Below are 25,439 nucleotides of genomic sequence, written 5' to 3'. Positions count from 1 at the left end.
CTAAATAGTTCTATTATCCTTATTCCCTTTGTGGTACTTTATTATTATGCCTGAAGAGACGAAATAAATGATATAAAGGGAGGAGAAAAGCAATGAATGTGTTGAAGACTTTTTTAGCGACGATTCTATTAGTGGGCGCTTTTGCAACAGAAGCAGCAGCACAAACGTTTAAAGACGTGCCATACGATCATTGGGCTCACGATGAGATTCGTTTTTTAACAGATAAAGCGGTAATCCGCGGTTACTCCGATCAATCTTTCAAGCCGCAGGCCCTCCTGTCGCGGAAAGATGCAGCCGTGATGATGGTGCGGGCGTTAAAACTGCCGCCTGTCTCAAACCCATCTATTAAACCGGCCGACTTATCCCCATCATTAGGCGGCTATAAAGAAATGTTAACAGCGGCCAATAAAGGGATGTTCACGATTGCCGGAAACAAATTTAACCCGAATGGACCCTTAACGAGAGAAGAAATGGCCCGTGTGCTTGCTGTTGCTTATGGCTATAAAGGGAGCGGGAAGTCCTCGTTCAAAGATGTCTCTAAATCAAACGCTTACTACAAATATATTGATGCCATCGCTGAAAACGGCATCACGTCAGGCTACCCGGATGGCGGATTTAAACCGTCTGTTACGGTCAACCGCGCTCAGTTTTCAGCCTTCTTGAAGCGAGTATACGAACAGCCTCTTGACTATGCCATTAAACAAAATGGACAAGTCGTTCAAACAGAGAAAACAATGGACAAAGCGATTCAAACGGCCCTTCGCTATCCAGGATCTACCGTTCATCCTGTCAGCAACTCCTTGATGACCTATGAGTCTAGACCAGCGAAACTAGCAGACACCGGTATCAAAAATGGGGTGCTAATGTATAACGGAGCGGAGTACCAATCATCCTTCAGCTCGTCATTTTTCAAACCGTATTTACAAAAAGACGGTCAAAAGATGTTTGATACGTTCGTGATTTTAGGCAGAACGTACTCTGGCGGCGACTTGATGGAAACGTCAAACAATAAAGCCAACTACGGAGACTGGAAATGGTATGCCGATCGAACCTTCTCTTCCTCTGGTATCTTGCAGGCATTAAATAAAGCAGCAGTGGAAAATGGTCAAAAAGTTCAAGTCTATATCGCCATTCCTTATCCGAAGCGCAATGAAGCGATCATCAACCTTGACGGCAAGCGGACGGCTAATACGTTACAAGCACGTGAACAAATGGTCAACTGGTATATGCAGACAGTTCAACAACGCTGGAATGCAGCCAAGTTTCAAAACCTTGTGTTCAAGGGCTACTACTGGCTAAATGAAACGGTCATTCATGCGGATGATGAACGGCTCGTGACGAACACTGCTGCTCGTATCCATCAGGGAAACAAAAAGTTCATTTACGCCCCTCACGCTCGGACAACGAACTTTGAAAACTGGAAGTATTACGGATTTGATGGGGCTTACTTGCAGCCGAATACCTTCCGGCTAGACGTGCCCAGCCCTGAAGCGCGTCTCCATAAGGCATTTATTGAAGCGCAAGTAAAGGGAAGCGGCATTACACTGGAAATCGACACGTATTCTCCTCACCAAATCAATAAGGGCACACCTAACTTCCTGCTTTACTTGGAATATGCCCGTCGCTATGGTTTAAAAGGGCAAAGCCTATTATTCTATCAGGGCACCGAGATGGTCTACCGAATGGATCAATACAACTATGAGCAAGTTTATGAGGCACTTGGTGAATTTTTAAACTAGTTGCAGCGTTCTTCCGACAGGTTTATGAAAAAAGACGGCATCCCAAAACTTTTGGGATGCCGTCTTTGAATTTCACTCTCTCAGGCCCACTGTCACGTTTGGCTTTCAAAACACAAAACGTTGGACAGGCGAGCGACCGTTTGAAAATTAAACCTTAAATTGGTTCGTCGCACTTTGTAGATCATTGCTTAAGTTTGTGAGCTGTTCCGCTGACTCTGCAACCGCCTGAATCGCATGAAGCTGCTCGGCCGTTGAAGCGCTGACTTCCTCACAGGAGGCCGCTGTTTCTTCCGAGGTCGCTGCCATGATCTGAATCGTTCTTGCCACTTCCTCTTTATGTTTGGCTACTTCCTGGACTTCATGATAGACTTCATCAATCGAGTGTTTCATTTCTTCCATTAGCTTTGCGATATCGCCAAAGGCTGTGCCCGTATGATGGACGACTTCTTCCTGGTGCTGGAAGGTTTCTCTCGTCTCTTGCATTTGGCCGGAAACTTGTCGGGCACCCGCTTGCAGCTCTTCTACTGTAGCCTTTACTTTTTCCGTTGACTGCGCCGATTGCTCCGCAAGCTTCCGGACTTCTTCGGCTACAACCGCAAAGCCTTTTCCATGCTCGCCAGCTCTTGCCGCTTCGATGCTCGCATTTAAAGCTAACAAATTCGTCTGATTAGAAATCTGTGTGATCGTCTCCATGACGCCCCCAATGGCTTTCACCTTCTCATCTAGCTGATCAATCACACCTGCCATGACCTGTAAATTATCTTTCCAGCTATCAAACGAATTCTGCAGCTGCTGTATTTGCTGTCGTCCATTTTCATTAATTTTATCCGTCCGCTCAGCAATCGCTGTCATACCACTCGCTTTTTCATTGATTTTGCTAATTTGCCTGCCGAGACGTCCAGAATTTTCACTGGCGGTTTCCGCATTACCGGCTGATTGGGAAGCGCCGCTCGCGATTTCACTAATCGCTGCCGCTACCTGCTCACTAACCGCATTCGTTTCTTCTGAAGTGGCATTCAAGCTTTCAGCCGATTGACGAACCTCTGACACAGAGGCACTAATAACGGCAATGAGCCCGCGCATCTTTTCAATCATCGAGTTAAAATCATGGGACAGCTCGCCAATTTCATCTTTTGAAGCAACTTCTGCCCGCACCGTAAGATCCCCTGCAGCTGTTTGGTCCATTACAGCTTTCAAATGGTGTAGCGGCTTAATAATTCTACTAATCATAAAGAATAAGATTACAAAAGCAATAAGTCCCCCTGCCGCAGAAAGCCAGATTAGAAGGTTTCTTAATTCTGATGCTACTTTATAAATTTCTTTCTCAGGATAAATCGCCCCGATTTTCCAGCCTAAATTCGGAACTGTCGTGTAAACGCTTACTTTTTTTGCGTTATTCATTGTATAACGAGAGACGCCTTCTGACTCGTTTGCTTTATACATATCGGCGACAAACGGATAGCCAGTCAAATCCTCTCCTTGTTTGTCTGGATACACAATTGCTGTTCCGTCTGCATCAAGTACGTATGGAAAGCCTTTGAATCCGAGGTTCTTTTCCTGCATGCTTTCCGAGAGTGTTTTCAAAATAATATCTACTCCCAGCACCCCGGCAACCTTTCCATTCTTCGTAATTGCTTTTGAAGCCGTGATTACATACTCCCCTGTAAAGGCATCCACATATGGCTTTGACCACTGGACTTTGTCCGGCTCTTTCAGCGATGCCTGATACCACGGTCTGGCAGTAGCATCATAATTATCTGCCACTTTAAGAAATGGGTATGTTTTGATGCTCTTATCTGGATATCCAATATAAATGTATGAAGCCTCTTGATAAGTATCCGTATACTGTTTAAACTCTTGGTCAAACTCTTTTGCCAGCTGCTGTTTCTGCACTGGATCGGTGACACTAATAAGATCAGTAAACCGCTTCACTGTTGCGGAATCAGCCATTTGATTCATGCTTCTCTCATACTGGCCCAGAAACAACTGAAAGGAAGAGCTCATCTCGTCTATCATAATTTTCGTTTGAGCGACAACATTTTCCTCTGTCTTCTGCTTAATCTGTAAACCGCTTACAATCATCATCACAGCAACAACCAAACCAAATATCACCAAGATGGTACTAATGATTTTTGTCTTTATCGACCTAAACATATATTACCCCCTATAAAACCCCTTTATAGTTATTTCGTCACACCCAGCCTTTTGTTTAGCATTTTTTAAACGGGAGATTCCTTGATAAATGTGCCGCCATTCTGGATATGCCGGCCTTGTTTCCAGATAAAAGCGAGGCAACTCCGGATAGATCACCACTCTTCCTTGATATCACCCTATCAAAAAGAGCGATCCACCTGGCGAATCGCTCTTTTTCCTATCAATCCGTTATCTCATATAAATGTTAACAAGCTCGTAGCATCTTTCTCTTGTCAGCCGTGCTTGAGTGCTAACGTATTGGACAGAGGCAAATGATCCTCCTTCATATGTGGCTGATTCTGCTTTAGCTGTACGATCTCTGTATTTAATCCACTCGCGCTGCTTGTCCCGCAAATTCGTCATTTCACTAGAGGAAAGCTGCGTTTTCAGTACACCGTAAATGTCATTGAGGGCGTCATCCCACTTCTTGTATGCGGCCGCTTCAGCTTCTCTCATTTCCACTGTCGTGCCGTGTTCGTAAATATACGTTAAGTCAGACATACCTGCCTCTATGTTGTACAGCTTCTGCAAGTACTCCTCTTTCTTGCTGACAGCTGCTTCGGCGCGTGCTCTTTCCTTCTCCTCTAAAGCCTCTGCGGCTTTTTGCTTCTGCAGCCGCTCATTGATCGATTCCTCAATGTTCTTCACTTCGTCGGAAAAACCGGACAACGCCGTTGCTGTCTCTTCATTTTGTTTGAGCTCATTGATGGAGGTTTGGGCATCACTATAGTTCCCTTGCCCAATAGAATCCTTAATTTCTTCTAGTTTTTTGGCTACTTCACTAGATTGCTCATCGTTACTCTCAGCTGTTTTTACGTACTCTTCCAATTCTTTCTTTAGACTATCCGCTAAATGGCCCTCCTGAAGCAAACGGTTCGCTTTCGTCAACGCATCTTCCCATTTAGCCTCCTCGACCGCTTTTTCCACCTCATGATAAGCTGTCAAATCTTCGTAAAGACCTTTTGCCTTCTCATCCTTCGGCTTTTCATCCAGCGCCAATTCAAATGATGCCTGCGCTTTGTCGAATTCTCCATTTGCCAATGCCAGCTTCCCTTGCTCCATCGCTTTCTCATACGTCCCATTATTGCATCCAGCTAATAAAATCGCTGCGACTACAACTCCTGCTGCCCTCTTCATAAGTCCCTCCTGAAGTATCATGGTTAGTAAGTATAAAGTATCATAATCTTCTAAATGAGTATATAGTTTCCTATTGAATTTGACACCCCTTTCTTTTAAAAGAAACAACAAAAAAAACCTGTGATAAGGCGAAAAAACGCCCACCCTATCACAGGTTTTTATCGCTATTCTTTTTTCTCCAGATTATTCGTCTCCACCAGTAAAACGGCATGTACAGCAAAAGCGCAATGAGCCCGCCGGCAAGATCTAAAAACACATCATTCACAAGCGGCGTTCGGCCGCCTGTTTGCAGCTGGTGCCATTCATCAAAAGCCGCATAGATGCCCGTACCGATAAGGGCAACAAGAATGCCTCCGAAGAAACGGTCCGGCTTCCACAATAAATATACGCGGAACAACGCCACCGCTAGCAGGCCAAATAGAAGCAAATGCGCAAACTTGCGGATAAAAAATTCGAGAAAGTAATAATAGCCTTTCGTCTCAACCGATATCTCTTTTCCCCAATACATCACTTTAAATTGCGATAACACATCCGCAAACGGTTCACCCGGAAGCACTTTCTGCATCATCGGAACGAGCGACTGCTCCTCATACGTTTGGGAGGAAAAAGAATAAATGATCCCTGCTATAACGAGTAATAGAACGATTCTTGCGATAGACTTCACTTGAAACTCCTTCTCTGCAACCAACGCCGGGCTGCAGTCCTTTCCGCTTTCACAAGCTTTATTGATTGTAGTCCCACAAAATGAGCCAGTCTTCTTTTTCCTGTACGACAAAGACGTCCTGCTGTAATGAAAAGTTTCCATACTTCCCCTTATACACCTGCACAACTGGCACTTTATACACGAAACTAAGCTCCGGGCCTTCAGCGGACGCCTGCCATTTCTCCAGCTCCTCCGGTTCACCAAGCGTATAAGAAAAAGACTCTACACCAAAATGGTTCATAAACACATGCGCCCGATCTTGTACATAATGCCCCTTTGTAAACTTTTCTTTTATAAACGGATGGAACATTTCCCATGACTTCGAGAAATTTGCTTTCTGCTCATATTGATAAAACTCATCTACCACTTGCTGCGCCTGCTCGCCTGGCGATGTGAAAAGCCCTCTCACAAAAAGCCATCCTACCCCTATACAAAAAAGAAGGAGGACCAGTATGATCACCATATTCCTCCGCCTGCGCCGTTTTCTCAACAAAGAACCACCCCTTGAAAAAGGCCGTTTACTTGAAGATATTCAGACAGGCAGCCGACAAGAACAACGGTTGGGGGTCAGCCCCCCACTGCTTTAAAGCGATGGGGAATGACTCCTCTATTTATTCAATTCTTTATAAGCCAGCACCTTCAAAGCGAGCAGTTCTTTGTCTGTTAATTTTCCTTCTAATTTATTCAACACTTCCTGCTTATTCCCTTGTTGCAAATCAGCCTGCATGTCTCGCAGCTCTGACACGTTAAATTTTTTCACTAATTGCCGTGTCGCTTCTTCTTTTGTTTGAAAAGGCAGCGTCTTGCTATCTACATTGGCCCCTTCAGCAATAAACTTCTGCAGCTCTGGATCATTCTTCACTTTCTCTTTAATTTGGTCCATCTCGCCGCTATTCTCTAACTGGTTAGAGAATTGGTCCATCACTTTATCTGACACAATCTTCGTCCCCACATAAAAAGCCCCAACTGCTAATAACGCCAGGATGATCACCGTAACAAAAAGCACCTTTAACAGCTTCACCTGTATTCCTCCCCTGTCTCGGTGTATGATAATTTCTCTTTCCTCAAGATTTTATCATAATTTAATGGGAATCGTCTCCCACCACGCCAAAGCAATGGACTACCCCTTGTTAAGAGAAGAAGCCATGAGCTAACATAAAAATTGTCGAAATATTATGATAATTATACCATTTACTTTCAGACACTAAGAAGCCATCATAATACATAGCTTGTATAAGTAACTGTGCAGGGAGTGCACCGCTACTGGTACGTACATCCGGATTACTCTATCTTGCAGGAAAAATAGGGAGGCGATCCATGAAGAGAAGTATTCGCAAGAAGATTTGGCCAAAAAGCACCTGACTATGAACAAAGAGAGGAGAATTTTATTGAAAAGCATGCAAGCAAGCGGTAAAAAAATGATGGCACTCGCTCTAGTTGCAGCCATGTGTATGGGTTTTTCTTCTTCTGGCACGCTTCCGAAGAAGCTAGATCCTTTGGCGCCTGATACGGTCTATACGAACGGGACTGTCATTACGATGGATGATGCCTCTCCTTCTGCGGAAGCTGTAGCAGTGAAAGATGGCAGGATTATTGCTGTAGGGAAAAGCAAAGACATCCGTCAGCTGGCCGGCCGTCAGACGAAAACAGTCGATTTAAAAGGAAAGGTCATGCTGCCGGGATTAATCGATGCTCACAGCCACTTTCCAAGCTCCGGTTTGGAAGGCGTTGTCTATGTGAACTTAAACAGCCCGCCGGTCGGAAAGATTCAAAAAATAGCTGACCTTGTCTCGGCGTTAAAAGAACGGGCAGAGGAAACAGTCGCGGGCGCCTGGATTCAAGGGCGGGGCTATGATCAGACGCTCTTAGCGGAAAAACGCCACCCGACCCGTGCCGATCTTGACCAGGCCTCCGACGAACACCCGATTTTCATTACTCACACGTCCGGGCACTTGGCTGTCGCGAACAGCGCCGCCTTGAAGCTCGCCGGCATCACAAAGGATACCCCTAATCCTGAAGGCGGCACGATCCAAAGAGACCGCGCAACAGGGGAACCGACTGGCGTATTAGAAGAAAGTGCCATGGCACTAGTAAGCAAGTATGTGCCGGCCGCTTCACCAGAAAAAGAACTAGCCGCTTTAAAAGAAGCCGTCAAACAATATACAGCAGCCGGTGTCACCACTTCTATTATCGCTGCCGGCAGCAAAACAAGCGTCATGAACCTGCAAAAGTACTCAAAAGAAGGCCTATTGCCGCTTAGAATCACGACGATGGGCAGCGGCGGGCTCGGTGATCTCTCTCCTTCCCCAGGGGAGCTGGGCGGCTTTGTGACCGGTTTTGGCAATGACACGCTGAAGCTGGGTGCCGTGAAAATGTGGCAGGACGGATCGATCCAAGGCTACACCGGCTACTTAAGCAAACCGTACCACGTTCCGCCGGGAGACGATCCGGAATACCGCGGACACCCGCTGCAAAGCCGTGAAAAACTAACCGAGCGTGTGATCGAGCTGCACAAAAATGGCTATCAAATTGCCATTCACGGAAATGGCGATGCCGCCATTGACGACATTCTTTACGCTTTCCGCAAAGCACAAGAAGCTTTCCCGCGGAAAGATGCACGCCACCGCATTGAGCACGCTCAAATGGCAAGAGAAGACCAGCTCGACGAAATGGCGAAGCTCGGCATTACCCCTTCCTTCTATGTCTCACACACCTTCTTCTGGGGAGACCAGCATTGGGAAACCTTTATGGGCCCTGAAAGAGCAGCACGCATGAGTCCACTGAAATCAGCTGTGAAACGAGGCATCCGCTTCAGCGTCCACCTAGACACACCAGTCACGCCGATGAGCCCGCTCCAAGCCGTCTGGTCCGCCGTCAACCGTACATCTAGAAGCGGCGAAGTCATCGGGCCCGAACAGCGCGTCACCCGCATAGAAGCCCTACGCGCCGTCACCATTGATGCCGCCTGGCAAAACTTCGACGAGAACATCAAAGGCTCGATCGAAACCGGCAAATACGCCGACTTTGTCATCTTAGGCGACAACCCATTAACCGTACAATCAATGAAAATCAAAGACATTCCGATTCTAGAAACGGTAATTAACGGTAAAACGGTGTATAAGAAATAAAACAAAGGGTCAGTCCCCCATCGCGTTCAATCGATGAGGGACTGACCCTTTTATTACTGTAACGGAATAAACACGTTAAAGATCACACCCGAATCCGTGTTTTTCACCTGAATGTCCCCGTTGTGAAAATCAATAATTTTCTTTGTGATAAATAAGCCCAGACCAAACTTTCCGCTTTTCCCTTTGTGAAAGTGATTAAATAACTGTTCCAGTGTGTTGTCTTCAATCGGCGGCCCGTCATTTTTGAAGGATATCTTTATACAATCCACCCCTTCATATTTTACGGTATGGGCTACGATCCAAATCGTCGTTGCCGCATACCTTACATTGTTTTCAAGTATATTTTCAAAAGCGACCATGAGTTCCTCTTCATTTCCCCAAAACTCGATGTCCAGCCATTCCATTTTGATCTTTATGCGCTGTTGATTTAGCGAAAACCTTACGTTTAAGCTCTCTAACATATGGTTTAGATTGATTTTTTTAAATTCATTTTTTTTAAGAAAAATATAGTCTAGGCTATTTAAATATAATAGCTTTTCTACTTTACTTTCTAAATTTGCGGCTTCTTTTATAATCACTGAAACCGTCCCTTCGAAAGAATTGTGGAGATAGACCTTATCCTGCAGCGCCTGGGCATAGCTTCTGATGACCATGATGGGTGTTTTCAAATCGTGGGAAACGCTTTGCAAAAAAATCTCTTCTTCTACTTCCATTTTTTTTAACGATTCTTGCATCATATTAATAGAGGCTGCCAATTTGCCAAACTCATCTCCCCTGTCCAGCGTGATGGGTTCTCCCCATTCTTTATTGGCGATTTTCTTCACTCTTTTTTCTAAATAACGTAAGGGCTCTGTTATTTTATTCGAAATAATTTTGGCGATGCAAATATTGACGATAGACAAAATCACAAGAAACCTAATTAAGTTCCCCAGCAAGTCGATAGATAGATAGTTAACGAGTACAAGAGTAATAATAATTGTAATGAACACAAGAAAGCCTGTCATCGTAACCCAAATTTGCAATCCAAACGGTTTATCTTTCATTATTTCACTAACCGGTATCCATAGCCGTAGACCGTTTCTATAGGAATGTTCTGTATTTTTTTACGCAAACGGCGAACGGTATCATCCACTACACGATCTGAGCCAAAGTAATTCTTATCCCACAGGCGATCGAGAATTTGTTCCCTTGAAAAAACTTGGTTGGCATGATCAATAAAGAATAATAACAATTCAAATTCCTTGCTGGATAAAGATAATGAAACGCCATCGTAAGAAACGGTGTAATTCTCACGATTAATAACATAATCATTCATTTTAATCACCTTATGATGAGTATGCTTCGAACCATAGGTTAACTCGATTAATTTATTGGTTTTAATCACCAATTCCCTTGGCAAAAATGGCTTCGATATATAATCATCACATCCGAGTTCTAAGCCTACTACCCGGTCAATTTCCTCATTTTTAGCAGAAATGAATATAATAGGGACGTGCGGATGAACCTTTTTAATTTCTTTAAATAACGTATAACCGGTCGTATCTGGCAGCATAATATCTAAAATCCACAAATCCGGCGGCGAATGAAGTTTTGTATGCACAGACATTCCATCTAAAAAACCTTCGACTAGATAGCCTTCCCTCTCTAAATAAGTCTTCAAAATTGAGTTCAAATCTTCATTATCTTCCACTAAATATATTGTATTAGACATTGATCCCCCACCCTTTGTCCTACATAATGAATTATTATACAAGAAGAAGAGCTAAAAGGACCCCTGAATTTATCCATTTCAGGGGTCCGCTTGAAAAAGTCTCTTACAAAACCATTTTTAAAAATTCCCGTGTTCTTTCTTGTTTTGCCTGTAAAAACAGTTCAGTTGGCTGCCCCTCTTCTAGGATAGAACCGCCATCCATAAATAAAATCCGATCCGCCACTTCCTTGGCAAACCCCATTTCATGCGTGACGATTACCATGGTCATTCCTTCTCGAGCCAAGTCTTTCATTACTTGCAAAACCTCGCCTACCATTTCAGGATCAAGGGCGGATGTCGGTTCGTCGAATAACATCACTTGGGGCTCCATAGCCAAAGCTCTTGCGATAGCGACACGCTGCTGCTGCCCTCCAGAAAGGCTGTGTGAATGCTGGTTTGCTTTCGCCGATAACCCTACTTTTTCTAAAAGCTTCAGGCCGCGTTGTTCGGCCTCCGCCTTGGTATACTTTTTTATTTTTAGGAGAGCAAGGGTAATATTCTCCAAGGCTGTTTTATGCGGAAAGAGGTTAAAGTGCTGAAATACCATCCCGACATTTTGCCTGATTGTATTGATATTCTCCTGCTTATCCATAATATTCTTCCCATCAATCCAAACTTCGCCCGTTGACGGTTCTTCTAACCGATTTAAGCAGCGTAAAAAAGTAGATTTTCCTGACCCGGAAGGTCCGATAATGCAGACCACCTCTTGCTTGTAGATTTCTACATTAATATGTTTTAAAACCTCGGCACTTCCGAATGATTTACCTAAATCGTTGACTTTAATCATACAGCAGATAACCGCCTTTCGATCCAATGAGAAAACCAAGTAAGAGCATTGATGATGACCCAATACATGACCCCAACCGCGGCTAAAAACTCAAATGCTTTAAAATTAACCGCATAAATCGTTTGAGCAGAGTACGTCAATTCCGCTATCCCAATCGTCGCCAGAAGGGAAGTGTCTTTAATGCTGATAATAAACTGGTTCACGAAGGCTGGGATCATCCTTTTGATCGCTTGTGGCAGAATAATATAGCGCATCGTTTGCCCGTGTGTAAAACCAAGAGCTCTCCCGGCTTCAAACTGTCCTCTGTCGATTGACTCAATTCCCGCACGGAATATTTCGACTAAGTAGGCACCAGCATGGAGACTAAGCACAAAGATGCCCGCTGTGATCGGACTGGTAGCCCGGCCAAAAATAAGAGGAAACAAACCAAAGTAGAAAAAGATAATTTGCACATAAAGCGGCGTTCCCCGGATAATGCTGACATAAACTTTAGCTGGCACTTGTAAATAGGCTTTCTTGGATACACGCATGATTCCAAAAACAAGGCCAAGGGTTGTTGCTAAGAGCAGAGACAAAAGGGCAAGTTCGATCGTTTTCTGCACTCCTTGCAAAAGGAGTGGCATCGAATCTGCAATTAAATTGAAAAATTCCATTCTCTACTTCCTTTCCTAAGGGCTAGGTGTAATCGTTCCCTTCTTTAGTTGGAGCCAAAGTACTTGTCATAAATAGCTTCGTATTCACCATTTTCCTTCATTTCTTTCAAATGTTGATTAAATTTCTTCACAACTTCTTCATTACCTTTAGCAATAGCAATCCCGTAGTCTTCACCTGTCAGCTTCTCCCCGATGATTTCCAAATCGCCAGCCGTACCCGAATTGATTTTCTCCGCAACAAATGGAAAATCATTAACGAGCGCATCGGAGCCTCCTTTTTCTACATCCATATAAAGAGTCGGTTCGTCTTCCAAAATCTTCACATTGGCTCCATACTTAGCTGCAAGCTCTTGTGCCTTTTCAAGACCAGATGTTCCCTGTTTGGCTACAATGGTCTTCCCTTTAAGATCTTCTGCTGTTTTGATAGCGCTTCCCTTTTTTACGACAAGAACAAGCCCTGAATCAAAATAGGAATCGGTAAAATCTATAACGGCTTTACGGTCATCACGAATGGTAATAGCAGCAGCAGCGCCATCAATTTGCTTAGATTGAAGAGCAGGAATGATGCCGTTGAATTTCATCTCTTTCCATTCAACTTTAAAGTCGGCTTTTTTTGCGAGTGACTCCACGATTTCGATATCAAACCCCACTAACTCTCCATCCTTTTTCTCACTAAACGCTCCGCCATCTGGAGCCGTAGCGAATACTAAGACATTATTGGCACTTTCTTCTGCCGATCCGCTCTTCTCCTGTGAAGAACAACCTATCATACTCAGAATTACTACACTCAACACCGCCAACGACAACAACTTCTTTACATTTTTGATAAAAATCCCCCCTGATAACTGAATTTTTTTACTTGTTGTAATGTTAGGAAAGTAATGTAAAATAAATTTCAAGCAAATGTGTGAAATTTCGTGAATCTTATGGTTTATTTCACATACCTGAAGTTGCCTTCTCCAATAAACAAAGAAAGGAGAGATTTCTTTGCATGAAAAGATAGTAGAGACTTTAGGACATTTTTTATGGGACTCACCGCTCGTTTTTGCTATTCTTCTCACCGGTTTTTACTACACAATGGAAAATCGATTATTTCCATTTAGGCATGCCCTACATATTTTTCGCGAATTGTGGCATAGCATAACTCAGAGCAAAGTCCTTCAACATGGCAAAGGATTGCTGTCCTCGTTTGAGGCTGCCAGTATTGCCATTGGCAGCACGGTAGGAATCGGCAGCATAGGGGGGGTTGCTGCAGCGATTGCCATCGGCGGACCGGGCGCAGTCTTTTGGATGTGGGTAGCTGCACTTGTCGGCATGATGGTGAAAATGGCGGAAGTGACGCTTGCCGTTCACTATAGAACAGCAGATAAAGAAGGAAATGTATATGGAAGCCCCATTTTATATATCGAAAAAGGAATCGGTACAGAGATGAACTTTAAAAAGTGGATGATCCCGGCAGCTTTATTTGGAATTGGCATTATTTCAACTATTTTCATATCCATCCAAAACTACGTTGCCTCTCACGCCATCAGTTCAACATTTGGACAGAATATTTTTATTGTCTCTTTTCTCTATGCGTCATCCGTGTTTCTGGTGATTAGACGAGGAATTAAGTATTTAGGGAAAGTGTCAACGTTCATTGTGCCAATGATGTCTCTGTCTTATATTTCTTTAGTGCTTGTGATCATTGTGACACATGTTAATATGATCCTACCGTCCATTGAATTGATCGTAAAGGATGCTTTTTTTGGCACCGCGGCCATTGGAGGATTTGCAGGAGCGACTGTATTTCAAGCCATCACGATGGGGGTTACGCAGGCAGTTTACAGCGGAGAATTCGGCTGGGGAACTTCACCTATTATCCACTCTACGGCTAAAGTGGACCATCCTGTTAAACAGGGATTATGGGGTTGCTTCGAGGTGTTCTTTACTACCATTATCATCTGCACCCTAACAGCCATCGTGATTATAATATCTGGAGAATGGATGACGGGAGGTTCCGGAATTGAATTGGCCTTGCATTCCTTTGAATCTATACTTGGAATGTCAGGAAGGTATATGGTGACCATTCTGCTCTTCTTCTTTGCTTTTACTACATCGGTCGGCTACTACTTTTATAGCGAGGTCATTGTCAGGCACTTGCTACGGAAAACACCGGCGCTTAAGAGCATCTTATTAAAGTATTTAAAACTTTTTTATGCTTTTCCTGAATTCTTATTCGTCGTCTATGTAACAGCCTTTCATTTTCCCGACAAATATATTTGGTTAATGTCCAATATTACTACGGCTGTTCCAACCATCATTAACATTTTTGTTTTATTAGTATTAAGCCATCAATTCAAGAAGCTCTTATTGGATTACAAAGCAAGATACATGAAGACCGGAGAAGTAGATGAAGAAACACCCCTTTTCCATGACCACTAACAAAAAAGTCGGTGAATCATGTGAGAGGTATTGCAAATTGTGGAAGAGATCACACATTTTCTTGGTTTTTCTGCTGAAATCTTCACTTATGCTGTTATGAAAGAATATATGCGAAGGAGAAATGCAAGCGATGAAACCGCTTATTGGATGTACCACTTATTATGTCAGCGCTTTCGAGGAAAATAAATTAAGGTTCAGCGTGGCGCAAGATCATTTCATGTCGGCACTTGACGACCCCCTTAGTATTCAAAAAGGGGGCGGCATTCCAATAGCTATTCCTCTTATCGATGATGAGGAGTATATAGAGTCTCTATTAGATCGTCTAGATGGCCTGTTACTCATCGGGGGAAGTGATGTCAATCCTCACTTATACGGTCATCCTTATAAAAAGGGACTTGGGAACATTGTCCCTATGAGAGACACGTTCGAACTCAAACTGATTGAAAAAGCCCTCAAACGGCAAATGCCGATCTTTGGCATTTGCCGGGGATTGCAGCTGTTGAATGTCTTTTTTGGAGGCACGTTAATCCAAGATATGGACCACGCCTATCAAACAGATATTAACCACGCAGGCTACACGGGCCCTAAATGGAACATTGCACACAAAGTTAAGCTGGCCAAGGATTCGGTGCTTCACCATTGTTTTGGAAAAGAAGAAGTAGAAGTCAATAGCTTTCATCACCAAATGATCGATACCCTTGGCCAAGGACTCGACATTGCCGCCGTATCAGAGGACGGCGTAATAGAAGGAATTGTTCATAAGGACTACCCGTTTGTCGCTGCCGTCCAATGGCATCCAGAAATGATGTTCGATGTCCACCAAGAACAATTAAAGCTTTTCGAGCTATTCGTTCATTCTTGCAAACAAAATAAAACTAAAAAACGTGTGGTTTAAAAAAGGGGTCAGTCCCCATCGCTTGAATGCGATGGGGACTGACCCCTACTTTCCATTGAAAAAAATAAGATCCTGTGGTACATTTATATAGATAGACATTGTATAATTATTTTTAATATATTATCCCTATTTTAATTATACAATATAATTTATTAGTTAGTCAACACTTATATTTATTTTTTTAAGGGGTGTTTGCGATGAATTCAGAATTTCAGCAGGAACAAAAACGAGTCGATCGTGTCATCGAGACGATTACAGAGCGAATTAGCAGGCTGGAGAAAGATACTTCCCGGCATCGGAATGAAGTAGTTCAGATCCGCAAACACTTCTGGGATGAAGTCAAAGTGAATGTGGATACTTTCGATGATTATCTCGAGACGATCATCGGCTTGAGACAAGAAGCTCAAGCTCTGTCTGTCAGCCAAAGCACCCACAGACATGCATCTAAACGACTGGCCGCGCTGCGCCGCATGCAGGAGATTCCCTACTTTGGCCGAATCGACTTTATGGAAGGGGGAACTTCTACTCCCGAACAAGTCTATATTGGCATCTCCACTCTCACAGATGAAAGCGGCGAGCATTTCCTTATTTACGACTGGAGAGCGCCGGTCTCCAGTGTCTACTACGATTACCAGCCTGGTCCCGCCAACTATGTCACACCGGGGGGCGTCATTGAAGGCCAACTGGAGAAAAAGTGGCAATACCTGATTCGCGGCGGCACTCTCCAATCGATGTTCGATACGAGCCTCACCATTGGAGACGAGATTTTACAGCAAGTGCTGGGCAAAGGCACGGATAAACATATGCACAACATCGTCGCGACCATTCAGCAGGAGCAAAACCGGATCATCCGTCATGATCGCGGGAGACTGCTTATTGTCCACGGAGCCGCGGGCAGCGGCAAGACATCGGCCGCCCTGCAGCGGATTGCTTATTTGCTCTACAAATATCGCGATAGCTTGAACGCTGATCAAATTATTCTCTTTTCACCTAACTCGATGTTTAACAGCTACGTGTCGAATGTGCTGCCGGAGCTCGGCGAAGAAAATATGCAGCAAGTCACCTTCCAGGAATATTTGGACCATCGGCTGAGCAAACAGTTTCAAATTGAACACCCCTACGATCAACTGGAATATGTGTTAACGGCATCGAATACTCCTGTGTATAAGTCAAGAGTTGCGAGCATCCGCTTCAAAGCATCTACCGCTTTTTTTGAGGCGATTCACTCCTACCGGAAGTCGTTGGAGTTAGCTGGAATGGTATTCAAAGGCATTAGCTTCAGAGGAACGTCTATTGTAACGGCTCAACAAATAGCCGATCGGTTTTACAGCCACGACACCTCCCTCCGCTTTCACAACAGACTTGAAAAATTGAAGGATTGGTTAATCAAGCAAATAGAGGAAGCAGAAAAGGCTGAACGAAAGAAGCCGTGGGTACAGGAAGAAATCGAGCTGCTTAGCAATGAGGAGTATCATGAGGCTTATACGTACTTAGCGAAAAAGCGAGGATTTAAAGAGGAAGACATCGCCGATTATGACATGGAGCCGAAAGCACTGGCCCAGTTGATTGTCCGGCAGAAGCTGACGCCTTTACGAAAACGAATCCGCGCGTTTCGTTTCATCGACATCAAGGGAATATATAAACAGCTTTTTGTTGATCCTCTGCAGATCCAACAGTGGCTGGAGAAAACACCCGCGGAGTGGACGGATATTTGCCGATTGACGGTCAACGCGTTAGACGAAGACAAACTATTGTATGAAGATGCTACTCCGTTCTTATTGATGAAAGAGCTCATACTAGGCTTTCAGACGAACAGTTCCATCAAGCACATCATCGTTGACGAAGCGCAGGACTATTCCCCGTTTCAATTCGAGTTTTTAAAACGCTTGTTTCCTTGGGCAAAAATGACGGTGCTAGGGGACTTTAACCAAGCCATATTCGCCCATGCCAGCGAAATGGTGGACTTTCAAACCTTGACCAGCTTATACGGATCGGCTGAAACAAACGTGATCAACCTGACACGCAGCTACCGTTCCACCAAACCGATTATTGAATTTACCCGCAGACTCATACCGAACGGCGACCGGATTGTCCCTTTCGAACGGGACGGCAAGCGGCCTGTGCTGACACAATTATCTGATCACGCAGACCTGCATCGCTGCATTGCCTCCAAAGTCGCAGATTGGCGACAACAAGGCTATCACAGCATAGCCATCATCTGCAAATCAGCCGAGGAAAGCAATCGCGCCTATGAAGCCCTGTCCAGCATCGAGGACATCAAGCTCTTGAAAAATGGCTCGTTGGAATATGAACAAGGAGTCGTTGTCATCCCGTCGTACTTATCCAAAGGCATCGAATTTGACGCCGTCATCATTTACGACGCATCACAGCAAGTATACGGCGATGAGAGCCTACGCAGAGTGTTCTACACCGCCTGCACTAGGGCAATGCATGATTTACAGCTGTACAGCGTAGGCGAACCAAGCCCACTTTTACAAAATGCTCTGCAGGAACATCTCATCCAAGCTTGATGTAGCTGGATTATTACGATCAATAAACAGCCGGCACTTCATCATGACTTTCATACTGCCGGCTGTTTTACATTAAAAAATTAACGGGATAGAATGGAGATGAGACATTTCATGAAAATAGCCGTTTTATCGGATACGCATATGCCGAAAAAGGGCAAACAGCTTCCCGAAATAGTTATGGAAGAAATAAAAGACGCCGATCTAATTATTCACGCAGGAGACTGGACAAGCCTCGATGTGTATGAGCAACTGAAGGAAATGGCCCCTGTCGCTGGCGTTCTCGGCAATGTTGATCCCCCTGAAGTCAGGGATTTCTTTGAGGAAAAGAGGATTATCGAAGCTGGAAGGTTTCGTATTGGCGTCACCCACGGCCATATCGGGAAAAAGAAAAAGACACCCGAACGTGCATTAGAAGCTTTTCAACAGGAACAATTGGACCTTATCGTGTTCGGACACTCCCATATCCCCTACTCACAAATGTATGGTGGTACTCTTTTGTTTAACCCCGGTTCACCTACTGACAGGCGATTTCAGCCGAGGTTTTCTTATGGGATTATTGAGATAGGGGAAGAATTGGAAGCAAAGCATATCTATTTTTAAGGACAAGGGGACGGGTCTGGAGATGGGGATTTCAAAAATGGTTACTGTAAGACCACAAATAAAACCAAAACAAGAGAGTGAATAATTACTGCCTGCACCAGTAAGCGAAGCCCTTTATCTTTCAGTGAAAACGGAGGAGTAATAGGCAGCTTATTTATTAAACCGGACTCCCAATGCCGTCCAAAAACACATATTGGCGATGATAGTCCATATACAGCTGCTGTCCTTCATCCAGCTGTATACGCATGGCTTTATGTATATTCAAAAACATGCGACTCTGCTCACTCAGCTTGTTAGACAGCAAAATAACTCCCTCATGATCAAATGTAAGATAGCCTTTATCAAACAACGCATCGTGGTTTGGACACAGCAACAAACCGTTGTTCACATCCACCCGCTCCTCATCCGTTGATGCACTCCACGGTTTGATGTGGCTAGCGATGAGGAAAGCGGGCTCCGTCAAGCCACATAAGGCGCATTTACACCCCTTCGCCAAGAGCTTCTTTTTAAATGCACTGTGCCCAATCCGTGCTTTGATGATCTGCTCCGACTCGGTGACCGTTAAATTAGACAGATCAGTAATCTTATCCAGATGGATTGCTCCCTCTGTCTGTTCCGGCGGGTGAGGAACCAATAACTCCTTTTCCGGCCACCCTTCCCGGAGCTTTCTCGTATAATCGAGAACAATCTCTTGATCGGTTCCCTTCAAAACGACTGTGAACCCACGCCTGATAAGAAAATTATTGCTTTCATCTCCGCCGCTAAAATGGTGAAGTTCAGATCCATTCGCCAGCCAATTAGCCTCACGCAGTACCTCTTTCGGAGGAAAATGCACCCCTTCATAGATGACATCAAATTTGGTCGAGCTCCGGTAATTCGAAATTCCTTTTTCTTTTATGATTTTCAGAGCCTGCAACAAATGCGACTTGTTAATAGATTCTGGTATTGGCATGATAGCCCCTCCTAATGATGGTTATATGAATATGAATATTGTGTTAAACTTCTCCCACTCAATATAATCCCCCTGCATTTCAACAAGCAGATTCTCCTGATGCAATAACGGCTCTATTGACTGTCGATTTCATTTCTTTTTTCTCTTAAATCCAGCCCTTAAGGCATTCTATCAATCACTTTTCTTCTCTTACGATCAACTGCAGTCTCTCACACAACTCTGCCACCAACTGCTCTGCCGATACATTAGCTTCATTTCCCCTTTCATAGCCAAAAGCAAGTACTCGTTTAAACCACTCTTTCTTCTCTTGTTCTCCCATAGTTTTCTCTGTCCCTTTCCCATATCAAATAAAGCCAGCCCCCTTAACGGATGCTGGCTTTTACTTTAATTGTTTCCTTTATAGCCGTAATTACACGGTCTTGCTGCTCTTCTGTCATGCTTGATCCGGAAGGTAGGCAAAGGCCATTGGCAAACAATTATCATATCTTTTTACCTGATTCATATTTCCTGCCAACTGTAATTGTGGTAATTTAATTAAAAACATGGAGGATATTTACTGATGAATCGAAAACGAATGATTGCCTATTCTTTGACTACATTAGGAACTACTCTTGCTTTTTTATTTGTAAATAAAGCCGGAATAAACGCTGAACGTTTCCTTGATTTAAATAATCTTGTTGGCTTAGCTGCTATTGCCTCTGGAATTTCAGGAATCTTAATGAACCTTTCTTCTAAAAAAGTGGCCACTTTTGAAGCAATCAGAGAATATTTTCAGCAAGGTGATACAGAACAGATGATTGCAAATCGTCAGAGAGTGTACGCTACAGAAGACGGTGTCACTCCGCTGGATATCCAATCAGCATCTGAGATTTGTTCCTTTTTTCACTTTTGGGGAATGATGGTTCGCAAAGGGTATCTTCCAATCTGGATTTTCAATAGTGCTTCCGGTCCGTCTATTGTTAGGCTGTATCATTTATTACTTCCTTATATTAATGAACGTCGGGCAAGTAATAATCATTATTATGCTAAAGAATTTGAGTACCTTTCTAAACGAATTCAACGAGAGTACAAGTTTACTTATACTCCTCCTACCCCAAATAATGTATTAAATGAAGACCGTATACAAGGAGCCTAGATTAAAAGGCGGAAAGTCGAATCTTTGTCTCTCCGCCATTATTAGTTCTTAATGAATCACTATTTTAGAAAATAACAAACTAATTTTCATGCCACCATTAAAGTATTACTCTTTAAAACAGATAAAAATCCCAACGTGTCGGACGAACGATTATTTAAATAGCTCCTTTACCAAAGATAGCTTGGTAAACTGTTTTAAAAAATATTTTAAAATCCAATACTAAACTTTGATGTTTTACATAATACAAATCATAAGCAATTTTTTCCCCATGTGAAATTTCACTTCGTCCATTCACTTGCGCCCAACCAGTAATACCTGGTTTAACGAAAAGACGTTGTGCTTGATAGTCATCATAACAGCTTGAAATTTCTATTATTTCCGGACGCGGACCAACAATGCTCATTTCGCCTTTTAATACATTAATGAACTGAGGAAGTTCATCTATACTATATTTTCTAATAAAGCGTCCAATTTTGGTGACATTTGGGTTAAAACCCGTCGTAGTTTTAAATACAAAATCATCAGGAACTCTGTCCGGCCAGTTGTAAAGATTTTCTTGCTTATCTTTTTGTCGATTAATTACCTTCATGGATCGGAATTTATAAATAAGAAATGGCCGATCATTTAGTCCAGCTCTCTTTTGTTTAAAAATAACTGGTCCGTTATCTTCTAGTTTAATCCTTAGAGCAACATATCCTAGAATTGGACTGATTAGAATTAAAATAAATGAACTTGCTATAATATCAAAAATTCTCTTGCTCACTTTGTAAAAGATATTCTTGGACGGCTTCAATGGCACGTTTGTCGATGTCTGTAAGGGTTGACTCATGTTTTACACCACCAATCCCATTTGCTATCCCAATGACTTGCGAAGGAGTTTGAATTCGATCTACAATAACTACTCCAGACTTCCCCATAATTCCTCCTGCAACAACAGGAATGCCTTTAATTAATCCTTCTCCCATAACTTTACTGAAAAATGTCTGTTCTCTAGATGCAATACTTGCCTCTAAAAAAGGAAGCCCTAATCGAACATCAAGCCGCAGAGTTCTAATGCCTTTTTTAATTAAAGAAGAAATTAAATTCTCAGTAAAGTTACTGATTCCTCCATCTACAGCAATACCATTGCTATTTAAGTATTCAGCTATTTCTTCTTGTACCACTCTTTCTGCAGAAACGAATGACAAGAATGCATCTAACTTTTCAGTTCCATTAAATAAACGTACTGGATGTTGAGAATACGTTGGTAATATAGAATTGATAGTCTTCACAATCATTTCCACTTTTTCTTTATTTCTTCCGATAATAAACACATTCGCATTTCGTTCAGCTAGCCGAATAGCTAACTTAGTTGCGATGTTACCAGTTCCATAAATCAATACATTTCTTCCACATAAACTTTGTGTAAAGTGGTGCAAAAGAAGTTGATCTGCTGCCTCCAGCGTTATATCATTCGGTTTGTAAGGGATTAACTTAGAAAAACGTAACGTTTCCCGAGCAACTTTCCACAAATCTATTTCTTGTTTTCTTTCTACGTCTACTAATATATTCTCTACTATTCCATCTGCCTTACGAAGAAGCTTCGTTGCATCTTCTACATTTGTGACAAGAATATTGAGGGATTGAAAACCATTAATATTTCGAGAAGGTAAAATAACTAACTCTCTATCTTTCTTGGCAGTAGTACTCAATAACATTAGTTTATACATTTTAAAATCTATGTTTGTCATTTGCTTCACTACCTATAGAAAATAAAAATTTTTGAGCAAGCTTATCCCAAGTATGTTTTTCTTCTAAATATCTCCTTCCGTTTTCTCCCTTTAATTGCTTAAGATTCTCATCATCCTTTAACATTACTAAAAGATCCGCTAAGTTTTTCGCGAATTTTTCCTTTATTATAAATCCTGCGCCAGAATTTATTATCGTTGGCTCTTCAATGTTACATAAAAGTGCAATGGGCAAGGAGGCTGCCATATAATCATACATCTTATTCGGACTAATCCCCCATTGAAAAACTGGAGAATTTTGAAGAGGTAGCAATCCTATATCACATTGTTGTAAAATGGAGGGAATGAACTCTTTAGGTACTGAATTTATAAAACTAACATTATCCAATTGCTTCTTTTCCTTCCACTCCATTAACCTTTTCTTTTCAGGACCGTCCCCAACTAATAGGAACTGAATATCTTCATCTTGAGTTTTCAAATATTCTGCTGCTTCAAGAATAATATCTAAATTATTAGCCAATCCATGTGCACCAGTATAGACGGCAATAAATTTCCCTCTATGTTCAGCTAGACTCTCTTGCATTGAAACTTCTAAGCTTCTTTTAGAGTTATACCTAGAAATATCTACACCATTCGGTAAGTAAATAACCTTTGACTCATTTATCCCTGTAGACTTTACATAATTAACTGCATTTTCAAATAGGACAATTATTTTGTCTGCACTTCTATATAAATATTTTTCAAGTCTTGATAGAAAGAAGACGAGAGGACTTTTTTTAGAGACTTTTCCTAAGTCGATTAACGATTGAGGCCATAAATCTCTTTCTTCAAACAGAAACTTCGCATTAGTTCTCTTTGCTACTCTTAGACCAAGAACCGCCGCTAACGGATGCATCAATGAACCAATTACAACATCTGGTTTATTATGAACCTTGCTGCTAATGCTATTAGCGTTTTTTGTGTAAGAGAACATGTTTAATACCCGAGAAAAGTCATTTTTGTAGTAAGGTGTAGTTTTTATCCAGTAAAAGTTTACACCGTCATATTTTTCAATTTTATAATAACTTTTTCCATTATACTCTTGTTCTTCTATTCTCTTCTGATGATTAAAAGAAGAAGCAAAGATGGTAACTTCATGACCTAATTTAACTAACTCTTTAGCTAAATCATAATGTCTAGTAATGCCGCTTGATCCTGGTCCAACAGCATAATGATTAAAAATCCATATATTCACTTTAGAACCTCACTCTTGGTTTTTAAGCAACTGATTCTCTGGAACTGCCCTAATTTTCTTCGCAGGTGAACCAATAACCAGTTCTTCTTTTCCAACGTCTTTTGTTACTACACTCGCTGCCGCAACAGCTCCGTCTTCATTGATTACTTTCCCCGGAAGTATTGTTGCATTAGCCCCAATTCTCCCGCCATCTTTAATTGTTACACCTTTAAACTTATCAAACCGCTCTTTACTTCTTCCCATATAGTTATCGTTAGTAGTCACTACGCAAGGAGCAACAAATACATAATCACCTAATTCAGAATAAGCCGTAATGTAGCAGTTCGTCTCAAGCTTACAACGCTTTCCTACTTTACAGTCATTTTCAATCGCTACACCACGACCAATAATAGTCCGCTCTCCAACTATTACACGCTCACGAACAGTAGCTAAGTCAGCTATAAATACTTCATCTGCAATTTCAGCATTTGCATAAATAATAGCCGATGTTCCAATTGTTACTCCTGAACCGATTAAAGCAGGCGGCAATTTCTTTGTTTCTGGTAAAATAGAGGCCTTTGCCCGTGTTGGTTGTTTTCCTATAACAACATTATCTTGAATGATCACATTGCTACCAATTTGAGTCCCATCGTAAATCACCACATTATTGCCAATGATCACATTCTCTCCAAAATTAACATCTTTACCTATCACAGCGTTTTGCCCTACACTCACTGATGCGTTCATTATTTCCCTCCCCTTAAAATAGCCACCTGTTCGACTGGGCGGCTGAATTATCCAAAGTATTTCAGAATCTCTTTAACAATTTTCTCAGATGCTTGGCCGTCACCATACAGTGGCTTCGAATAATCTGTTGGTTTAAATGCCTGGATAATAGTTGCTAGATCTTCTACAAGAGGATTAACTAATCGGTTACACCCAGCTTCTACTGTTTCCACCCATTCTGTTTCAGAGCGCAAAGTTAGACACGGTACAGCTGCAAAATATGCTTCTTTCTGTACACCGCCTGAATCTGTCACAATTGCTTTTGCATACTTTTCAAGCAGTAGCATTTCCAAATACGAAACAGGTTCAATTACTTGTAAATTGCTCCCGTCTTCTATCAATGAACTTAATCCATACTCACTAATTTTGTGCTTTGTTCTCGGATGAAGCGGTAAAACAATAGTTTCCTCAAGTCCAGCAAATGCTTTGAAAATAGCAGTCAATTTTTCCTTTGAATCTGTATTATCTGCACGATGGATAGTTGCAAGGATATATTCTTTTTCTTTTATACCAAACTGCGCAAGGTTATACTTCTCTTCGGCAATAGAGGTATTATATAGCACTGCGTCATACATAACATCCCCAACATTTACAACGTTCTCAGTAATGTTCTCATTCTTAAGATTTTGTACAGCTATTTCAGTTGGCGAAAATAAAAGTGTAGACACATGATCAGTTAATATGCGGTTAATTTCTTCAGGCATCTTTTTATTGAAACTTCTAAGGCCTGCTTCAATATGTATGACTGGAATATAAAGCTTACTTGCAGCAAGAGCGCCTGCAAGTGTTGAGTTTGTATCTCCATATACAAGTACAGCATCAGGCTTTTCACTAAATATAACTTCTTCAATTGCTGTTAGCATGTCTCCAGTCTGTTTGCCGTGCGAAGCTGAACCAATGCCTAGATCATAATCCGGCTTTGGTATGCCCAGTTCATCAAAGAAAATCCCAGCCATATTGTAATCATAGTGTTGGCCTGTATTAATTAATACTTCTGTCGCATGCTTACGTAATTCACGCGAAACAGGGGCTACCTTCACTAATTGCGGGCGGGTACCGGCAATCGTTAATATCTTCATCTACACT

The 25,439-nt window shown here is 42.4% G+C and carries 25 protein-coding genes; 8 read left to right on the top strand and 17 right to left on the bottom strand.

Features of this window, described 5'->3' with window-relative positions; genetic code table 11:
* Window positions 1-92 precede the first annotated feature (92 nt).
* On the top strand, window positions 93-1,739 hold the full coding sequence (locus A8F95_RS09335; RefSeq protein WP_065410256.1) for a DUF4855 domain-containing protein: 1,647 nt from the start codon (window positions 93-95) through the stop codon (window positions 1,737-1,739).
* Window positions 1,740-1,886: 147 nt separating this feature from the next.
* Here A8F95_RS09335 and A8F95_RS09330 read toward each other — a convergent pair whose 3' ends face one another.
* The 4 genes from A8F95_RS09330 to A8F95_RS09315 form a co-directional block, all read right to left on the bottom strand.
* Window positions 1,887-3,893, bottom strand: a complete 2,007-nt coding sequence (locus A8F95_RS09330; protein ID WP_065410255.1) for a methyl-accepting chemotaxis protein — start codon at window positions 3,891-3,893, stop codon at window positions 1,887-1,889.
* A gap of 228 nt (window positions 3,894-4,121) precedes the next feature.
* Window positions 4,122-5,069 carry a lysozyme inhibitor LprI family protein gene (locus tag A8F95_RS09325; RefSeq protein ID WP_065410254.1) on the bottom strand — a complete coding sequence of 316 codons (948 nt, stop codon included), beginning with the start codon at window positions 5,067-5,069 and terminating at the stop codon, window positions 4,122-4,124.
* Window positions 5,070-5,217: 148 nt separating this feature from the next.
* Window positions 5,218-5,757 carry a VanZ family protein gene (locus tag A8F95_RS09320; RefSeq protein WP_245671222.1) on the bottom strand — a complete coding sequence of 180 codons (540 nt, stop codon included), beginning with the start codon at window positions 5,755-5,757 and terminating at the stop codon, window positions 5,218-5,220.
* A 34-nt stretch (window positions 5,758-5,791) separates the two neighbouring features.
* Window positions 5,792-6,181 carry a hypothetical protein gene (locus tag A8F95_RS09315; protein ID WP_245671221.1) on the bottom strand — a complete coding sequence of 130 codons (390 nt, stop codon included), beginning with the start codon at window positions 6,179-6,181 and terminating at the stop codon, window positions 5,792-5,794.
* Window positions 6,182-6,224: 43 nt separating this feature from the next.
* Here A8F95_RS09315 and A8F95_RS23205 point away from each other — a divergent pair, with 43 nt between their 5' ends.
* Window positions 6,225-6,359, top strand: a complete 135-nt coding sequence (locus A8F95_RS23205) for a hypothetical protein (RefSeq protein ID WP_281181757.1) — start codon at window positions 6,225-6,227, stop codon at window positions 6,357-6,359.
* Window positions 6,360-6,379: 20 nt separating this feature from the next.
* On the opposite strand, the gene A8F95_RS09310 is transcribed toward A8F95_RS23205, so the two are convergent.
* Window positions 6,380-6,793, bottom strand: a complete 414-nt coding sequence (locus A8F95_RS09310; protein WP_065410251.1) for a cell division FtsX domain-containing protein — start codon at window positions 6,791-6,793, stop codon at window positions 6,380-6,382.
* 376 nt (window positions 6,794-7,169) lie between these two features.
* Between A8F95_RS09310 and A8F95_RS09305 the strand changes: the two genes are divergently transcribed.
* Entirely contained in the window at window positions 7,170-8,900 is a 1,731-nt protein-coding gene (locus tag A8F95_RS09305) for an amidohydrolase (protein WP_245671247.1), read from the top strand.
* A 53-nt stretch (window positions 8,901-8,953) separates the two neighbouring features.
* On the opposite strand, the gene A8F95_RS09300 is transcribed toward A8F95_RS09305, so the two are convergent.
* The 5 genes from A8F95_RS09300 to A8F95_RS09280 form a co-directional block, all read right to left on the bottom strand.
* Complete coding sequence (locus A8F95_RS09300; RefSeq protein WP_065410250.1) at window positions 8,954-9,943, bottom strand: sensor histidine kinase; 990 nt, start codon at window positions 9,941-9,943, stop codon at window positions 8,954-8,956.
* On the bottom strand, window positions 9,943-10,611 hold the full coding sequence (locus A8F95_RS09295) for a response regulator transcription factor (protein WP_049665080.1): 669 nt from the start codon (window positions 10,609-10,611) through the stop codon (window positions 9,943-9,945). The genes A8F95_RS09300 and A8F95_RS09295 overlap by 1 nt, the downstream gene beginning before the upstream one ends.
* A gap of 103 nt (window positions 10,612-10,714) precedes the next feature.
* On the bottom strand, window positions 10,715-11,437 hold the full coding sequence (locus tag A8F95_RS09290; protein ID WP_065410249.1) for an amino acid ABC transporter ATP-binding protein: 723 nt from the start codon (window positions 11,435-11,437) through the stop codon (window positions 10,715-10,717).
* A complete protein-coding gene (locus tag A8F95_RS09285; RefSeq protein ID WP_049665085.1) occupies window positions 11,434-12,090 on the bottom strand; it encodes an amino acid ABC transporter permease in 657 nt (218 codons plus the stop codon). Before A8F95_RS09285 ends, A8F95_RS09290 begins: the two co-directional genes overlap by 4 nt.
* A gap of 44 nt (window positions 12,091-12,134) precedes the next feature.
* Complete coding sequence (locus A8F95_RS09280) at window positions 12,135-12,989, bottom strand: basic amino acid ABC transporter substrate-binding protein (protein WP_245671220.1); 855 nt, start codon at window positions 12,987-12,989, stop codon at window positions 12,135-12,137.
* Window positions 12,990-13,077: 88 nt separating this feature from the next.
* On the opposite strand from A8F95_RS09280, the gene A8F95_RS09275 reads away from it, so the two are divergent.
* From A8F95_RS09275 to A8F95_RS09260, 4 genes are all read left to right on the top strand, one after another.
* On the top strand, window positions 13,078-14,514 hold the full coding sequence (locus A8F95_RS09275) for an alanine/glycine:cation symporter family protein (RefSeq protein WP_065410248.1): 1,437 nt from the start codon (window positions 13,078-13,080) through the stop codon (window positions 14,512-14,514).
* Window positions 14,515-14,635: 121 nt separating this feature from the next.
* Entirely contained in the window at window positions 14,636-15,409 is a 774-nt protein-coding gene (locus A8F95_RS09270) for a gamma-glutamyl-gamma-aminobutyrate hydrolase family protein (protein WP_245671219.1), read from the top strand.
* 197 nt (window positions 15,410-15,606) lie between these two features.
* Complete coding sequence (helD, locus tag A8F95_RS09265) at window positions 15,607-17,940, top strand: RNA polymerase recycling motor HelD (protein ID WP_065410246.1); 2,334 nt, start codon at window positions 15,607-15,609, stop codon at window positions 17,938-17,940.
* 111 nt (window positions 17,941-18,051) lie between these two features.
* The gene (locus tag A8F95_RS09260) at window positions 18,052-18,540 is read left to right on the top strand and encodes a metallophosphoesterase family protein (protein ID WP_065410245.1); all 489 of its coding nucleotides are present in this window, start codon (window positions 18,052-18,054) and stop codon (window positions 18,538-18,540) included.
* Window positions 18,541-18,697: 157 nt separating this feature from the next.
* Here the strand turns inward: A8F95_RS09260 and A8F95_RS09255 are convergent, their stop codons facing one another.
* Together A8F95_RS09255 and A8F95_RS22440 are read right to left on the bottom strand one after the other, a co-directional pair.
* Window positions 18,698-19,492 (bottom strand): HNH endonuclease, encoded by a 795-nt coding sequence (locus A8F95_RS09255; protein WP_065410244.1) that lies wholly within the window; start codon window positions 19,490-19,492, stop codon window positions 18,698-18,700.
* Window positions 19,493-19,667: 175 nt separating this feature from the next.
* Window positions 19,668-19,811: a YwzD family small protein gene (locus A8F95_RS22440; protein ID WP_176713662.1), complete on the bottom strand. Its 144-nt coding sequence runs from the start codon at window positions 19,809-19,811 to the stop codon at window positions 19,668-19,670.
* A 240-nt stretch (window positions 19,812-20,051) separates the two neighbouring features.
* Here A8F95_RS22440 and A8F95_RS09250 point away from each other — a divergent pair, with 240 nt between their 5' ends.
* A complete protein-coding gene (locus tag A8F95_RS09250) occupies window positions 20,052-20,627 on the top strand; it encodes a DUF4760 domain-containing protein (protein ID WP_065410243.1) in 576 nt (191 codons plus the stop codon).
* A 154-nt stretch (window positions 20,628-20,781) separates the two neighbouring features.
* On the opposite strand, the gene A8F95_RS09245 is transcribed toward A8F95_RS09250, so the two are convergent.
* Genes A8F95_RS09245 through wecB form a run of 5 tightly spaced genes read right to left on the bottom strand, consistent with a single transcriptional unit; the run spans window position 20,782 to window position 25,432 of the window.
* Entirely contained in the window at window positions 20,782-21,390 is a 609-nt protein-coding gene (locus A8F95_RS09245) for a sugar transferase (RefSeq protein ID WP_245671218.1), read from the bottom strand.
* Window positions 21,371-22,357, bottom strand: a complete 987-nt coding sequence (locus tag A8F95_RS09240) for a hypothetical protein (protein ID WP_065410241.1) — start codon at window positions 22,355-22,357, stop codon at window positions 21,371-21,373. The genes A8F95_RS09245 and A8F95_RS09240 overlap by 20 nt, the downstream gene beginning before the upstream one ends.
* Window positions 22,338-23,588 (bottom strand): glycosyltransferase family 4 protein, encoded by a 1,251-nt coding sequence (locus A8F95_RS09235; protein WP_065410240.1) that lies wholly within the window; start codon window positions 23,586-23,588, stop codon window positions 22,338-22,340. The genes A8F95_RS09240 and A8F95_RS09235 overlap by 20 nt, the downstream gene beginning before the upstream one ends.
* Before the next feature lie 9 nt (window positions 23,589-23,597).
* Window positions 23,598-24,314: an N-acetyltransferase gene (locus A8F95_RS09230; protein ID WP_065410239.1), complete on the bottom strand. Its 717-nt coding sequence runs from the start codon at window positions 24,312-24,314 to the stop codon at window positions 23,598-23,600.
* Window positions 24,315-24,361: 47 nt separating this feature from the next.
* Window positions 24,362-25,432, bottom strand: a complete 1,071-nt coding sequence (wecB, locus tag A8F95_RS09225; protein WP_065410238.1) for a non-hydrolyzing UDP-N-acetylglucosamine 2-epimerase — start codon at window positions 25,430-25,432, stop codon at window positions 24,362-24,364.
* Window positions 25,433-25,439 lie beyond the last annotated feature (7 nt).

Source organism: Pseudobacillus wudalianchiensis (genome assembly GCF_001685015.1).
In the GTDB taxonomy this organism is placed as follows: Bacteria; Bacillota; Bacilli; order Bacillales; family Domibacillaceae; genus Pseudobacillus; species Pseudobacillus wudalianchiensis.
This window is presented reverse-complemented; position numbering and strand designations above follow the sequence as displayed.